Genomic DNA, 14,945 nt, shown 5'->3' on the forward strand with positions numbered 1-14,945 from the left:
CTGTTTCTTGACGATGTGGGTGGGAATGGTTTTGCCGATGGGCCCTGAACAGAACGGCCGAAGTGAAAGAAAAAAGCCTTTGCCTCTTGCAAGCAAGAGGCAAAGGCTTTTGAAACACCTTCGCGGTACCACTCTTGTTAACGGTGGAAGATCCTTCCGCCGCCATCTCAGCAGGCCCCAACAGGCCCTGCACGGTAACGGGTGCGCCCGGCACTGCCTATCAGAGAGTTCTCTTTCAGCAGGCTACTCCAGGATGATTTCACCAGATCCGACGCTTGTTGCCTTGCACCAACCGGCAATTCTCTGAAAGCGGAGCGAAGCGGGCTACTTGTTCCCTTCATCATATTTTAGGTATGCAAAGACGGTAACACACTGTTCCGCCCCCTGTCAAGAGAAACTTGCGCTCAACTTCCCCGCTCCCGCAAAGTTTTATTGGTTTGACCAATTCCATCCCTTTTCAAACGCGAAACCTTATGTATTTTCCCCACGATTTTCCGCCAAGCCTGTACAGGGACCGGCCAGACCAGCCCAAATCTTTGCGCTTAGGGTTCCTCTTTTTGTTAAATGGAAATATTTTCTAAATATTTTTGATTTCAAAGGAGAAGTGCCAGAAAGTCTCATAACAGGCGTTTAAAACTTGAGAAATCCGCCGAACATGTTCTTGCGCGGACAAAAGTCGTTGACGCAAAGACGCGCCCAGTATTACAATGTGGTCGATACAAACACGGACGGAGGCCGCGGCGCGGTCATCCGCCAAGTCTGGTTTTTGGAGGGATTCACCATGAGCATTCAGAACGAGTATCTAAGCGGCCTGATGGAGCGCGTGGTCCGGCGGAATCCGGCAGAGCCGGAATTTCACCAGGCGGTCCAGGAGGTTCTGACCTCCCTGGTCCCGGTGGTGGAGGCGAAGCCGGAGTATATCAAAGAGGGCGTCATGGACTGCCTGGTAGAGCCGGAGCGGATCATCAAGTTCCGGGTGCCCTGGGAGGATGACCAGGGCAACATCCACGTGAACCGGGGCTTCCGGGTGCAGTTCAACAGCGCCATCGGCCCCTACAAAGGCGGCTTACGGTTCCACCCCTCCGTGTACGAGGGCATCATCAAGTTTCTGGGCTTTGAGCAGATCTTCAAGAACAGCCTGACCGGCCTGCCCATCGGCGGCGGCAAGGGCGGCAGCGACTTCGACCCCAAGGGCAAGTCCGACGCGGAGGTCATGCGCTTCTGCCAGAGCTTCATGACCGAGCTCTTCAAGTATATCGGGCCGGACACCGACGTGCCCGCCGGCGATATCGGCGTGGGTGCCCGGGAGATCGGTTATCTCTTCGGCCAGTACAAGCGGCTGCGCAACGAGTTCACCGGCGTCCTCACTGGCAAGGGCCTCAGCTACGGCGGCTCTCTGGCCCGAACCGAGGCCACCGGCTATGGTCTGTGCTACTTTGCCGACAATATGCTCAAGGACGCGGGCCGCAGCTTTGAGGGCGCCAAGGTAGCCATCTCCGGCTCCGGCAATGTGGCCATCTACGCCTGCGAAAAGGCCACGGCCCTGGGCGCCAAGGTGGTCACCATGTCCGACTCCAACGGCTTTGTCCACGACCCCAACGGCATCGACCTGGCGCTGGTGAAGCAGCTGAAGGAGGTGGAGCGCAAGCGCATCCGGGAGTATGTGACCGTCCGCCCGGAAGCGGAGTACCACGAGGGCTGCTCCGGCGTGTGGCAGGTGCCCTGTGACATCGCCCTGCCTTGCGCCACCCAGAACGAGCTGGATCTGTCCGCTGCCAAAGCCCTGATCCAGAACGGCTGCTTCGCCGTGGCCGAGGGTGCCAACATGCCCTGCACTCCCGACGCGGTGGAAGCCCTGCAGGCTGCCGGTCTCCTCTTTGCCCCCGCCAAGGCCGCCAACGCCGGCGGCGTGGCCACCTCCGCCCTGGAGATGAGCCAGAATTCCATGCGCATGTCCTGGTCCTTCGAGGAGGTGGACAGCCATCTGAAGGACATTATGACCAACCTTTATCACAACGCCGCGGGCGCCGCCGCCCAGTACGGCAAGCCCGGCGACCTGGTGGCCGGCGCCAACATCGCCGGCTTCCTGAAAGTGGCTGACGCCATGCTGGCCTACGGTTTGGTCTAAGGAGGGCATCTGCATGAGCGACTATGTTTCCCGCGTGTCCGCCGACCTCCAGCAGCGGTACGCCGGCCAGCCGGAGTATCTCCAGGCCGTTCTCACCTGGCTGGAGATGATTGCCCCGGCCCTGGAGGACAATCCCATCTATGAGCGGGTGGACCTGCTGACCCGAATGGTGGAGCCGGATCGAATGCTGACCTTCACTGTGCCCTGGATGGACGATCAGGGCATGGCCCACACCAACCACGGCTACCGGGTGCAGTTCAACAGCGCCATCGGCCCCTACAAGGGTGGGTTGCGGTTCCATCCCTCCGTCAACCCCTCTATCGTGAAGTTCCTGGGCTTTGAGCAGACCTACAAAAACGCCCTGACGGGGCTGCCTATCGGCGGCGCCGCCGGCGGCGCGGATTTTGATCCCCGGGGCAAGAGCAGCCGGGAGATCATGCGCTTCTGCCAGAGCTTCATGACAGCCCTGTACCGTCTGATCGGCGCAGACACCGACATCCCCGCCGGTGACATCGGTGTGGGCTCCCGGGAGATCGGCTATCTCTATGGCCAGTACAAGCGGCTCACCGGAAAGGCGGAGAGCAGCGCTCTTACTGGCAAGGGCCTGACCTACGGCGGCAGCGTCATCCGCCAGGAGGCCGCCGGCTTCGGCACTGTTTACTTCTTGGCCCGGATGCTGGAACACCAGGGCGAGACCCTGGAGGGCAAGCGCCTGGCCGTCTCCGGCTTCGGCAACATGTCCTGGGGCGTGTGCCGCAAGAGCGCGGAGCTGGGCGGCAAGGTGGTCACCCTCTCCGGGCCGGACGGCTATGTCTACGATCCCGACGGCGTCTGCACCCAGGAGAAGTTCGATTTCATGCTGTCCATGCGCGCCGGCGGCGCCGACAAGGTGGAGCCTTACGCCGACCGCTTCGGCGTGGAGTTCTTCCCCGGCAAAAGGCCCTGGGAAGTGCCGGTGGACATCGTGATCCCCTGCGCCACCCAGAATGAGCTGGACGTGGAGGATGCCGTGATGATTGTGGCCAACAACGTCCGCTACTATGTGGAGGCGGCCAATATGCCCGCCACCGCCGAGGCCCTGCGCCTCCTGCGGCTGAGTCCCAAGATCCTCACCGCAGGCTCCAAGGCCTCCGGATCCGGCGGCGTGGTGGTTTCCGCCCTGGAGATGGTCCAGAACAGCCTGCGGTACAGCTGGACCCGCCAGGAGGTGGACAGCCGCCTGAAGCAGATCATGGGCGGCATCTATGATGCCTCCGCCGCGGCGGCGGAGGAGTACGGTCTGGGATACGACCTGATTGCCGGTAATGACATCGCCGCTTTCAAGAAGATCTCCACGGCCATGATCGCCCAGGGACTGTGATTCTCCCCCTCTTCAAAACACACAAAGCGGCCGCCCTTCCGGGCGGCCGCTTTGTCCCATAAATTTCCTTTGTAGTGGGACCGGCGGTCCGGCAGATGCCGGGCCGCCGGTTTTGTTTCCCGTCCCACAGCGTCCAGAACAGCCCGCTGATCCGGCCGTTCTCGTCCCCATTGATCCGCTCCGCGGCCGGTACTTTCGGCAGTCCCGGTATGGCCCCTCACGGGACAGGTCCCGCGGGGACTCCGCATTTAATCCAGTTGGGCAGGCCCAGCCCGTCCAGCTCAAGGTTTTGCCTCCGGCAAAACGCTTGGACGCCGCTCCCGCGGCGGTATGACCATGCCTCAGAACAGCCCGCTGATCCGGCCGTTCTCATCCACATCGATCCGCTCCGCGGCCGGTACTTTCGGCAATCCCGGCATGGTCATGATATCTCCCGTCAGGGCCACCAGAAAGCCTGCCCCAGCGGACACTTTCAGGTTCCGGACCGTCACAGTGAAGCCCCGGGGCGCTCCCAGCAGGGAGGGGTCGTCGGAAAAGCTGTACTGGGTCTTGGCCATGCAGATGGGCAGTTCCCCGAACCCCAGCTCTGTCAGCCGCCGGGCCTGCTTCTGGGCGGCAGGCGTCAGTACCACGCCGTCCGCATGGTAAATCCGCCGGCAGATAGTCTCCAGCTTCTCTTCGATGGACCCCCCCAGCGCATAGCTGTACCGGAAGTCGGATGGCTGCTCACACAGCCGGACTACCTCCTCTGCCAAAGCAGTTCCGCCGGCGCCGCCCTTGGCCCACACCTCGCTGAGGGCCACGCTCACCCCCAGCTCCCGGCATTTCTCCTCTACCAGCTTCAGCTCCGCCGCCGTGTCCGTGGGGAACGCATTGATGGCCACCACGCAGGGCAGGCCAAATACGTTTTTGATATTGTCCACATGCTGGAGCAGGTTGGGCAGTCCCCGCTCCAGGGCCGCTAGATCCTCTCTGCCCAGCTCCGCTCTGGCTGCGCCGCCGTGGTGCTTCAATGCCCGGACCGTGGCCACGACCACCACCGCGTCGGGCTTCAGCCCCGCCATGCGGCACTTGATGTCCAGAAACTTCTCCGCCCCCAGATCCGCGCCGAAGCCCGCTTCCGTGATGGCATAGTCCCCCAGCTTCAGAGCCATCCGGGTGGCGGTGACGGAGTTGCAGCCGTGGGCGATGTTGGCAAAGGGTCCGCCGTGGATCAGGGCCGGAGTATGCTCCAGCGTCTGAACCAGATTGGGCTTCAGAGCGTCCTTCAGCAGGGCCGCCATGGCGCCGGCCGCCTTCAGGTCGGCAGCAGTCACCGGGGCGTCATCATAGGTGTAGCCCACCACGATCCGCCCCAGACGGGCTTTCAGATCCGGGATGTCCGATGCCAGACACAGCACGGCCATGACCTCGCTGGCCACGGTGATATCAAATCCGTCCTCCCGGGGCACACCCTGCATCCGGCCCCCCAGGCCATCCACGATGCTGCGCAGCTGCCGGTCGTTCATATCCACACACCGCCGCCACGTAATCCGCTTGACGTCGATCCCCAGGGCGTTACCCTGCTGGATGTGGTTGTCCAACATCGCCGCCAGCAGGTTGTTGGCCGCGCCGATGGCGTGAAAGTCCCCGGTGAAGTGGAGATTGATGTCCTCCATAGGCACCACCTGGGCATAGCCGCCGCCGGCGGCGCCGCCCTTGATGCCGAACACCGGCCCCAGGGAGGGCTCCCGCAGGGCCACCACGGCATTTCTGCCGATCCGCCGCAGCCCGTCCGCCAGCCCTACCGTAGTGGTGGTCTTGCCTTCCCCGGCAGGGGTGGGGGTGATAGCGGTCACCAGAACCAGCTTACCGTCCGGCCGATTTGTCTCCTTCAGAAAGCGGTTGTCGATCTTGGCTTTGTATCTGCCGTATTGCTCTATATACGCCCCATCCATCCCGCAGGCGTCCGCAATATCCGTGATGGGAAGGGGCTTCGCCTCCTGGGCGATCTCGATATCGCTTTTGATGGTCATGGCTGCCTCCTGTTTTCCGGGCTGTCCGTGTCCAGACACCCTGCTGTTTCATGTTCGATTATACCGGCTCCCCCGGGTAAAAGCAACAGTTCTCTCCAAATCCCCTTATTTTCCAACCTTTTACAGGTAAAACACCGGCGGCACCTGCTGCATAGCGGTCTCTGCGTCCATGTCCTTTGTTATCTGTAAATGTGATAGCCGGTTGCATAAGATCCGTTCTAGCAGTTTCTCCTCCGCAGATGCTATAATATTGTACAGAGAAGAAGGTGCTTATATCTTAAAAACTGTGCATTCAGACGAACAGAGGTGTATGAAAAGAGGAAAGAGCACATAAGGAGGTACGTATATGGAAACTCTGGAGAAAAAAGGCAAAGGTTCCGCGTTGCTCCCGTTCCTGCTATTTATTGTCATCTATCTAGGCGCTGGCCTGTACTTCCAGGCACAGGGTGTAGAGATGGCCTTCTACCAGTTCCCCTCTGTCACAGCCATGTTCATCGCCCTGCTGCTGGCCTTCTGCCAGGGCAAGGGCACCATCGATCAGAAATTCACAGTCTTCGCCAAGGGCGCCGCCAACGAGAACGTCCTGACCATGCTGATGATCTACATCCTGGCCGGCGCCTTCTCCACTGTGGCCAGTGCCATGGGCGGCGTGGACGCCACCGTGAATCTGGGTCTCAGCGTCATTCCCGTGCACTTCCTGGCCGCCGGCGTGTTCGTGATCTCCGCGTTCATGGGCACCGCCACCGGCACCTCCATGGGCACCATCAGCGCCATTGTTCCTATCGCTGTGGGCGTGGCGGAAAAGGGCGGGTTGAGCCTTCCCCTGTTTCTGGGCGCCTGCGTGGGCGGCGCCATGTTCGGCGACAACCTCTCTATGATCTCCGACACCACCATTGCCGCCACCCGCACCCAGGGCTGCCAGCTCCGGGACAAGTTCCGGGTGAACTTCCTCATTGCCCTGCCGGCGGCTATCATCACCATTATCGTGCTGCTGGTCGTAGGCCGGCCTGAGACCGTGACGGAGATGGGAAATCTGTCTTTCAACGTCATCAAGGTCATTCCCTACCTCGCCGTGCTGGTACTGGCGCTGATCGGCATGAATGTGTTCCTGGTGCTGACCATCGGCATCTTCGCCGCCGGCATCATCGGCCTGGCCCTTGGCGATCTGGATATCCCCCTCTTTGCCCAAAGCATCTGGAACGGTTTCACCGGCATGAACGAGGTCTTCTTCCTGTCCCTGTTCTGCGGCGGCATGTCTGAGATGATCGCCCACAACGGCGGCATCACTTGGCTGATCGAAAAGCTGGGCCGCATGATGAAGGGCAACAAGTCCGCCCAGGTGGGTGTCGCGGCTCTGGTGTCCCTGGCAGACTGTGCCACTGCCAACAATACGGTGGCCATCATTGTCAGCGGCCCCATGGCCAAAAACATGAGCCGTATCCACAAAGTGGATCCCCGCCGCACCGCCTCTCTGCTGGACGTGTTCTCCTGTGTGCTTCAGGGCATGATCCCCTGGGGCGCCCAGCTGCTGACTGCCGCCAGCCTCACCACGATATACGGCGTGACCATGAACCCCATAGACATCCTGCCCTATATGTGGTACTGCTGGATTCTGGCCGCCGTGGGCATCCTCTCCATTTTCATTCCCTTCGCCGACGGCATCTGCCGCAAGGACCCCTGGAACTGGGAGTACGATGTGGCGGAGTCCGGCGTGGCTGCCAAGAAGGCTTCTCTGGAGCTGGAGCGGCAGGAGTCCGCGCAGACGCCCATCTGACCTGCGTGTCTCTTGCTAAAATAAGACCGGGCGCCCTGAGGCGCCCGGTCTTTTTCTCCTCTGTCAGGTCCCCTCCTGAAGCCGCCTGGTGAAGGCGATGGAATCCGCCAGCGCCTCCTCCAGCAGGCGGACGAACTGCTCCGTCAGCGGAGAGGGCCGGCTGCTGCGGATGTGGATCCAGCCCAGGTGGACCGAGGTCTTCCCCAGCAGCGGGATCGTGACTACGCTTCCGTCCGCCAGCCCCTCCGACAGCAGGCCGCTGCCGGAGGTGAACGCATCGGTGGACGCCAGCACGTACATCGCCGTGGCCCGGTTGTTCACGCTGATGCACTTTGCCGGCTTTTTCAGAGAGACCATGGGGTACTCCTCGAAAAAGTCCGACGCCACGCCTTGGTCGTGCTCAAACGCCACATACGGATATCCGTCCAGTTCCTCCTCCGTTACGCTGGAGCGGCCAGCCAGCGGATGCCCCCCGCGAACATAGATACAGGGGCAGACGGCGGCCAGTTCGTGGAATTCCAGCTCCCGGGCGTCCAGCAGCCGGCAGATAATCTTCTCCGTCAGATCCGTCAGGCAGATGACGCCCACGTCCGCCCGGTGGTCATAGACGTCGTCAATCACACCGTCCATCCCTGTCTCCCGGAGGCCAAATCGGAAGCGGTTTTCACCGGCGATTCGGAGCAGCCTCAAAAACGCGTCCACTGCAAAGGGATACCGCTGGCAGGAAACGGAAAAGCGCACCGGAGCCGCGGCGTTGCGTGCCTCACCATACAGGCTCTCGATCCCGCGCTTCTGCTCCAGCAGGGAGACGGCGTAGCTGAGAAACTCCTTGCCCTCCGGCGTGAACTCCACGCCCCGGTTGCTGCGGGCCAGCACCCGAATGCCCAGTTCGTTCTCAAGCTCCCGCACCGCCGTGGAAATCCCCGACTGGGACAGGAACAGCTTCTGGGCCGCCTTGTTGATGGAGCCGCATTTGGAGATCTCCACGATGTACTCAAGCTGCTGAAACGTCATAGAAAGCCTCCTCTTCCCCTTTCGATCTCACTTTTCTATTATAGGCATTTTGAGCTGGTTGTCAAATCGTTATCAAAAAAACTGTCAACGCATCCCGCAAAACGCATATTAACAGCTTTGCGCCCTTTGTGCTATTCTATAAGTAGAACCAAACAAAATATATCAGTTATTTGAGAAGTTTTCTGTTTAATATCACCTGCGTTTTTCGATGGATGCACAGATTTTCCCCCTCTCTTCTCTCTATCCCCGCAGCCGCGTCAGAGTCTCTCTGATAGCGAAAATTTGAATACCAGTCAATTTTGCCCCTGCGGAGCGTCTCCGGAGGGGCCGGTGAAGAAAGGAAGATCGACTGTATGAACACGGAGAAAAAGTTCGGTTTTGCCACGCGTCAGATCCACGCCGGCCACATGGAAAACGCGGCGGGCTCCTTGTGCGCCCCCATCTATCAGACCTCCACCTTCGCATTCTCCACCGTCCAGCAGGGCGGCGCCCGGTTCGCCGGCGAGGAGGGCGGATATATCTACACCCGTCTGGGCAACCCCACTCTGGGCGCTGTTGAGGAGAAGCTGGCCTCCCTGGAGGGCGGCGAGGCCGCCATGGCCGCGGCCTCCGGCATGGGCGCCATCTCCTCCGCTCTGTGGACCTCTGTGGTGGCCGGGGACGAGATCGTGGCGGATGAGACGCTGTACGGCTGTACATACGCGCTGCTGAACCATGGCATGACCAAGTTCGGCGTGAAGGTCACCCTGACGGACCTGTCCGACATTGAGAACCTGAAGAAGAACCTCACCGACAAGACCCGGGTGGTGTACTTCGAGACCCCCTGCAACCCCACGCTGAAGCTGCTGGACATCGAGCTGATCGCCAAGACGGCCCATGCCTTCAACCCCGACATCCGGGTGATCGTGGACAACACCTTCTGCACACCGTACCTGCAGCGTCCTCTGGAGCTGGGCGCGGACGTGGTGGTTCACAGCGCCACCAAGTACCTCAACGGCCACGGCGACGTGATCGCAGGCATCGTGGTGGGCAAGGCGGACTTCATCTCCCAGTGCCGGATGTTCGGCCTGAAGGATATGACCGGCGCCGTCCTGAGTCCCTTTGATGCGTTCTTGATGGCCCGGGGCCTGAAGACCCTGGACATCCGCATGGAGCGCCACTGCGCCAACGCCCAGAAGGTGGCGGCGTTCTTCACCAGCCATCCCGCGGTGGCCAAGGTCTATTATCCCGGCCTGGACACCTTCCCCGGTCACGAGATCGCGGCCAAGCAGATGAAGCTGCCCGGCGGCATGATCTCCATCGAGCTGAAGGCCGACCGCGCCGCTGTTGCCGCCGCGCTGAACAAGCTGCAGCTGTGCACCATCGCCGTGTCTCTGGGCGATGCGGAAACTCTGGTGGAGCATCCCGCCACCATGACCCACTCCACCTACTCTGCCGAAGAGCTGGCAGCCGCCGGCATCTCCGAGGGCTTGGTCCGCATCAGTGTGGGGCTGGAGGATCCCGAGGATATCATCGACGATTTCAAGACGGTTTTGGATACGCTGTAATTGATCCCGCTGCGGGGCCGCTCCTCCTCTCCTACATTGGGAGCAGCCCCGCTTTCCCGCGGATCCGCGTACCTCCTTTTCGCCGTCCCGGTCTTTCCCCACCCTGCCGGAGGCGGCCAAAAAGGCCCGGCTTCTCCGCCGGGCCTTTTTGTGCTTCTGTACCTGCCGCCTGTTGTGTATCTCTCCTCCCGCGGCGGGCGGCCCTTGAGCAGGAAAAAGCGCCGTGCGCACATGCGCACGGCGCTTTTTCCTGTTTGGTTCAGAGAGGTAAGCGGGGGGGAATGCTCAGTCCTCAGCCATTTTGCGATACTTGGCGTAGCGGTCCTTGGCGTCCTGGACGGTCTTCTCGTACAGGCGCTGGGCCCGGTCCGGGAAGTTGATCTGCAGGGAGGCATAGCGGTTCTCGCCCTTCAGATAGTCCATCATCTTGCCGCTGTCGGGCGCGGGAGAATCCAGCTGGAAGGGGTTCTTCCCCTCCGCGATCCGGCGGGGATCATACCGGTACAGATGCCAGTAGCCGCACTCCACCGCCTTCTTCATCTCCTCCTGCGTGCAGCTCATGCCCGCCTTGATACCGTGCTCCAGGCAGGGGCAGTAAGCGATGACGATGGCCGGGCCGGGATAGGACTCTGCCTCCCGGATGGCCTTCAGGGTCTGGGCTTGGTCGTAGCCCATGGCCACCTGGGCCACGTAGATGTAGCCGTAGCTCATGGCGATGGCGCCCAGGTCCTTTTTCTTGACCTCCTTGCCGCCGGCGGCGAACTTGGCCACTGCCGCAGTGGGCGTCGCCTTGGAGGACTGTCCGCCGGTGTTGGAGTACACCTCCGTATCCATCACCAGCATGTTGATGTCCCGGTTCTGGGCCAGCACGTGGTCAATGCCGCCGAAGCCGATGTCGTAGGCCCAGCCGTCGCCACCGAAGGCCCACACGCTCTTCTTGGTCAGATACTCCTTGTTCTGCAGGACAAAGGCGCCCTCCTCCGTGGGCTCCGCCTTCTCCAGGGCGGCGATCAGCGCGTCGGACACCTCCCGGGTGACGGCCGGGTCCTGCCACTTGGCAAGATACTCCCCGATCTCAGATACGGCCACCCCCTTTTCCTTCAGGGCTTTCAGCCGCAGCTCCACCTCCCCATGGATGGACCCGTGGGCCCGCAGGAAGCCGTAGGCGAACTCCGCGTTGTCTTCGAACAGGGACTGCTCCCAGCAGGGTCCAAAGCCCCGGCTGTCGCAGGAGTAGGGCGTCATGGGCATGGCACCGCCGTAGGCGGAGGAGCAGCCGGAGGCGTTGGCCACGTACATGCGGCTGCCGAACAGCTGGGTCACCAGCTTGATGTAGGTGGTCTCCGCGCAGCCCGCGCAGGCGGCGGAGAACTGGAAGTAGGGCTTGGCGAACTGGGCCGTCTTCACGCTCTTGTCGCTGATAATGTCCTTCTTGAGCAGCTTCTCGTTCATCGCGTAGTTGTCGAAGTTGGGCTGCTGCTCCCTCTGGGTCTCGAAGGGCACCATCTCCAGCGCCCCCTTGGCCGGGCAGGCGGTCAGGCACACGCCGCAGCCCAGGCAGTCGTAGGGAGAGACCTGCATCCGGAAGGAATAGGCAGGGGCGTCCTTGCCCAGGCCCTTGGCGGGCACGGTGACGAAGGATTCCGGCGCACCGGCCTTCTCCTCCTCCGTCAGCAGCACGGGCCGGATGGCCGCGTGGGGACACGCCATGGCACAGCGGTTGCACTGGATGCACACGTCGGGATTCCACTGGGGCACCGTGACAGCCACGCCCCGCTTGGAGTATGCGGTGGTGCCATTCTCCCAGGTGCCGTCCAGGCAGTTGTGCCTCTTGAACAGGGACACCGGCAGCTTGTCGCCGTGCTGGCGGTCCATGGGCACCACGATCTCCTTGACGAAGTCCGTGCCCTTCAGCTCCTCCGGCGCGCCGTCCTTGGCGTCCGCCCAGGCGGCGGGGACCTCCACCTTCGTCATGCCGGTCAGACCCACGTCCACAGCCCGGTTGTTCAGGTCCACGATCTCCTGGCCGCCCTTTTTGAAGTAGGAGTTGTAGTTGCCCTGCTTCATCTCCTCCACCGCCAGGTCGATGGGGATCACCTTGGTCAGCTGGAAGAAGGCCGCCTGGAGAATCGTGTTGATCCGGTTGCCCAGGCCCAGGTCCCGAGCCAGCTTCGTGGCGTCCATGATGTAGAAGTTGGCGTGCTTGTTGGCCAGGTCCCGCTTCATCTTGGCGGGCAGCCGCTCCTCCAGCTCCTCCGCGCTCCAGGGGCAGTTCAGCAGGTATGTGCCGCCGTCCTTGAGGTCCGCGGTGGTGTCATATTTGTCCACATAGGTGGGTGCGTGGACGCCCACGAAGTCCGCCGCGGATACCAGATACGTGGCGTGAATGGGCTGGTCGCCGAACCGCAGGTGGCTCTGGGTCAGACCGCCGGACTTCATGGAATCGTAGGAGAAATACGCCTGGGCGTACTTGTCTGCCGCCAGGCCGATGGTGGTGATGGCGTTCTTGTTGGCGCCCACCGTGCCGTCGCCGCCCAGGCCCCAGATCTTGCAGGATACCTGTCCGGGATAGTCCAGGGCGATCTCCTCATAAGGCAAGGAGGTGAAGGTCACGTCGTCCTCGATGCCGATGGTGAAACTGTTCTTGGGCTCCTCCTTGGCCAGGTTGTCGTACACCGCCACGATCTGGCCGGGCGTGGTGTCCTTGGAGGCCAGGCCGTACCGACCGCCCACCACCACGATGTCCTTCCGCCCCGCCTGCTGCAGGGCGCTCTGCACATCCAGATACAGCGGCTCACCCACGGAGCCGGACTCCTTCGTCCGGTCCAGCACGGCGATCTTCTTGCAGGTGGCGGGGATCGCATCCACAAAATGCCGGATGGAGAAGGGGCGGTACAGGTGCACCTGCACCATGCCCACCTTGCGGCCCTTCCTGTTCAGATAGTCCACCGTGTCCTTCACCGTCTCCGCACCGGAGCACATGATGACGATGACTTCCTCCGCATCGGGCGCGCCGTAGTAGTTGAACAGCTTGTAATCCCGGCCGGTGAGCTTGTTGATCTCATCCATGTAGTGCTGGACCACGCCGGGGATCGTGGCGATCTTCTCGTTGGCGCCCTCCTTGCACTGGAAGAACACGTCCGGATTCACCGTCGTGCCCCGGGTGGAGGGGTGCTCCGGGTTCAGGCCGTTCTTGCGGAACGCCGCCAGCTGGTCATAGTCCACCAGCTTGGCCAGGTCGTCATAGTCCAGCGCCTCGATCCGCTGCATCTCGTGGGAGGTGCGGAAGCCGTCGAAGCAGTGCATGAAGGCATACCGGCCGCCGATGGCGGACAGGTGGGCCACCGCGCCCAGGTCCATGGCCTCCTGGGGGGAGGAGGACATCAGCATACCGAAGCCGGTCATTCGGCAGGTCATCACGTCGGAGTGATCGCCGAAGATGGACAGGGCGTGGGCACTGACAGTCCGGCAGGAGATGTGGAACACGCCGGGCAGGAACTCGCCGCCGATCTTGTACATAGGCGGGATCATCAGCAGCAGGCCCTGAGAGGCCGTGTAGGTGGTGGTCAGAGCGCCGGCCTGCAGGGAGCCGTGGCAGGTGCCTGCGGCCCCCGCCTCGGACTGCATCTCAATGACCTCCACGGGTTTTCCGAAGATGTTGGTCCTCCCCTTGGCGGACCACTCGTCCACCTTCTCCGCCATCACGGAAGATGGCGTGATGGGGAAGATGGCCGCCACCTCTGTGAACGCGTAGGACGCGTACGCCGCGGCGGTGTTGCCATCCATTACTACTAGTTTTTTCTTAGCCATGTCTCCTGTTTTCCTTTCGATCTCACTTGGTCTGTTCTCATTGCCTCAACACCGTCCGCTGCCCGCTCCGGGGCAGCGGACGGCACTCCAGGGAGCTTACTTTATACCGGGATAGGCCCGGGCCACATAGTCGGCGATCCTGCGCACCGCCTCCTTCAGGTTTTCGTCGGAGTTGGCGAATACCAGCCGCAGATAGCCCTCGCCCATGTCACCGAAGGCGGAGCCGGGCACCGTCACCACTCCTGCGTTCTCCAGCAGCTCCTCCGCAAACGCTTGGGAGGTCTTGCCGAATGCCTTAATGTTGGGGAAGGCGTAGAAGCTGCCCGCGGACTTCTTGCAGGTGATGCCGGGGATAGCGTTGAGTCCGTCCACCAGAATGTCCCGGCGGCGGGTGTAGTCCGCCACCATCTGGTCCACGCACGCCGTGCTCTTCAGGGCCTCCACCGCCGCCGCCTGGATGAAGGTGGACACACAGGAGGCCACCCCCTCCTGCAGCTGCGCCATTTTCTTGATGTACCCCGGCTCCGGCGCTACCAGATAGCCGATCCGCCAGCCGGTCATGGCATAGGACTTGGAGAAGCTGTTCAGCACCATCACGCGGTCCTGCATCTCGGGCACCTGGGCCATGCTGTACGGCTGGATGCCGTCGTATACGATGGCGTCATAGGGCTCGTCTGTCAGCACCCACAGGTCATGGGTCTTCGCCACCTTGGCGATGGCCAGGATGTCCTCCTTCGTCAGCACCGCGCCGGTGGGATTGCAGGGGGAGTTCAGCAGGATCGCCCGGGTCCGGGGTGTGACGGCCTTTTCGATATCCGCCGCTTGGATCCGGTAATCATATTCCTCATACGTGGGGACGGGCACCGCTCTGGCGCCGATGCTGCTGGCCTGCCCGTAGTAGTTGGGGAAGCAGGGATCCGGCACCAGGATTTCATCGCCCGGGTCCAGCAGCGTCATCATGGCCAGGAACAAGCCCTCCATGGCCCCCACGGTGATGATGACGTGGTCTTTGGTATAGCCCTCCCAGTACTGCTTCCGGTACTTGGCGGCCACCGCCTCCCGCAGCTCTGTGGTGCCGGCGTTGGGCGCGTAATGGGTCTGCCCCTCGTCCAGGGCTCTCTTCGCCGCGTCCTTGATGTACTGGGGCGTGTCGAAGTTGGGTTCGCCCACCGTCAGCTTAATCGCCTCCGGGTACTGGGCCGCCAGATCAAACATCTTTCGGATGCCGGACGCTGGATACTGCTTCGCCCGCTGGGAAATGCGCAGTTCCTGTTCCATTGGTAACATCTCCTTTTGA

At 61.9% G+C, this 14,945-nt stretch carries 8 protein-coding genes; 4 read left to right on the forward strand and 4 right to left on the reverse strand.

Annotated features, from left to right (window positions below; genetic code table 11):
* The first annotated feature begins 781 nt into the window (after positions 1-781).
* Both gdhA (DN611_RS15685) and gdhA (DN611_RS15690) read left to right on the forward strand, forming a co-directional pair.
* Complete coding sequence (gdhA, locus tag DN611_RS15685; protein ID WP_036630105.1) at positions 782-2,128, forward strand: NADP-specific glutamate dehydrogenase; 1,347 nt, start codon at positions 782-784, stop codon at positions 2,126-2,128.
* A 13-nt stretch (positions 2,129-2,141) separates the two neighbouring features.
* A complete protein-coding gene (gene gdhA / locus DN611_RS15690) occupies positions 2,142-3,488 on the forward strand; it encodes an NADP-specific glutamate dehydrogenase (RefSeq protein WP_021748968.1) in 1,347 nt (448 codons plus the stop codon).
* Between the two features lie 341 nt (positions 3,489-3,829).
* Here gdhA (DN611_RS15690) and DN611_RS15695 read toward each other — a convergent pair whose 3' ends face one another.
* Entirely contained in the window at positions 3,830-5,503 is a 1,674-nt protein-coding gene (locus tag DN611_RS15695; protein WP_174233005.1) for a formate--tetrahydrofolate ligase, read from the reverse strand.
* 346 nt (positions 5,504-5,849) lie between these two features.
* Between DN611_RS15695 and DN611_RS15700 the strand changes: the two genes are divergently transcribed.
* Positions 5,850-7,277 (forward strand): Na+/H+ antiporter NhaC family protein, encoded by a 1,428-nt coding sequence (locus tag DN611_RS15700; RefSeq protein WP_021750390.1) that lies wholly within the window; start codon positions 5,850-5,852, stop codon positions 7,275-7,277.
* Between the two features lie 63 nt (positions 7,278-7,340).
* Here the strand turns inward: DN611_RS15700 and DN611_RS15705 are convergent, their stop codons facing one another.
* On the reverse strand, positions 7,341-8,291 hold the full coding sequence (locus tag DN611_RS15705) for a LysR family transcriptional regulator (RefSeq protein ID WP_021750391.1): 951 nt from the start codon (positions 8,289-8,291) through the stop codon (positions 7,341-7,343).
* A 353-nt stretch (positions 8,292-8,644) separates the two neighbouring features.
* Here DN611_RS15705 and megL point away from each other — a divergent pair, with 353 nt between their 5' ends.
* On the forward strand, positions 8,645-9,838 hold the full coding sequence (megL, locus tag DN611_RS15710; RefSeq protein WP_021750393.1) for a methionine gamma-lyase: 1,194 nt from the start codon (positions 8,645-8,647) through the stop codon (positions 9,836-9,838).
* A 285-nt stretch (positions 9,839-10,123) separates the two neighbouring features.
* On the opposite strand, the gene nifJ is transcribed toward megL, so the two are convergent.
* Entirely contained in the window at positions 10,124-13,648 is a 3,525-nt protein-coding gene (gene nifJ / locus DN611_RS15715) for a pyruvate:ferredoxin (flavodoxin) oxidoreductase (RefSeq protein ID WP_119311809.1), read from the reverse strand.
* Positions 13,649-13,744: 96 nt separating this feature from the next.
* Positions 13,745-14,926, reverse strand: a complete 1,182-nt coding sequence (locus DN611_RS15720; RefSeq protein ID WP_119311810.1) for a pyridoxal phosphate-dependent aminotransferase — start codon at positions 14,924-14,926, stop codon at positions 13,745-13,747.
* Positions 14,927-14,945 lie beyond the last annotated feature (19 nt).

Origin of the sequence: Oscillibacter sp. PEA192 (assembly GCF_003574015.1) — a bacterium.
Taxonomy (GTDB): Bacteria; Bacillota; Clostridia; order Oscillospirales; family Oscillospiraceae; genus Oscillibacter; species Oscillibacter welbionis.

Coding starts and splice junctions, on each gene's coding strand:
- gdhA (WP_036630105.1), top strand. CDS start 782: ATGAGCATTCAGAACGAGTATCTAAGCGGCCTGATGGAGCGCGTGGTC.
- gdhA (WP_021748968.1), top strand. CDS start 2,142: ATGAGCGACTATGTTTCCCGCGTGTCCGCCGACCTCCAGCAGCGGTAC.
- DN611_RS15695 (WP_174233005.1), bottom strand. CDS start 5,503: ATGACCATCAAAAGCGATATCGAGATCGCCCAGGAGGCGAAGCCCCTT.
- DN611_RS15700 (WP_021750390.1), top strand. CDS start 5,850: ATGGAAACTCTGGAGAAAAAAGGCAAAGGTTCCGCGTTGCTCCCGTTC.
- DN611_RS15705 (WP_021750391.1), bottom strand. CDS start 8,291: ATGACGTTTCAGCAGCTTGAGTACATCGTGGAGATCTCCAAATGCGGC.
- megL (WP_021750393.1), top strand. CDS start 8,645: ATGAACACGGAGAAAAAGTTCGGTTTTGCCACGCGTCAGATCCACGCC.
- nifJ (WP_119311809.1), bottom strand. CDS start 13,648: ATGGCTAAGAAAAAACTAGTAGTAATGGATGGCAACACCGCCGCGGCG.
- DN611_RS15720 (WP_119311810.1), bottom strand. CDS start 14,926: ATGGAACAGGAACTGCGCATTTCCCAGCGGGCGAAGCAGTATCCAGCG.